The organism is Imhoffiella purpurea, from assembly GCF_000585215.1.
GTDB lineage: Bacteria > Pseudomonadota > Gammaproteobacteria > Chromatiales > Chromatiaceae > Imhoffiella > Imhoffiella purpurea.
This window is the reverse complement of record NZ_AONC01000141.1, coordinates 1-313: the sequence shown is the minus strand read 5'-3', so window position 1 is coordinate 313 and position 313 is coordinate 1. Positions and strand designations below refer to the sequence as shown.

1 pseudogene is annotated in these 313 nt (G+C 71.6%); it reads right to left on the bottom strand.

Going from position 1 to position 313, the window contains the following annotated elements:
• Positions 1-313: pseudogene (locus tag D779_RS20790) on the bottom strand (NAD(P)/FAD-dependent oxidoreductase); the annotation flags it as partial.

Here is a 313-nt window from a genome sequence, read left to right as displayed (position 1 = left end):
GCTGCCGTATGGGCACCAGGCTGATGTCCCAGTCCCCCTTGGGCGTGCGGCGCCGGACCCAGGAGACCCGCTCCATCCACCAGCGCACGGCGGCCTCGTCCGTGCCGTGCAGGGTCGGATCCGCGCCGTGCTCGAGGAAGCAGCGATCCACCGCCTCGATGTACCGGGTCGCCTCGGCCTCCGAGAGCCTCAGCTCGTCCAGATCCAGACCCACGTGCGGGGAGAGGTTGAGCTTGCCGTCGGTCGCCCCGCCGGCGCCGCCGTACCTGGACTTGCGGTCGAGCACCAGCACGCTCATGCGGTCCGCCAGCTG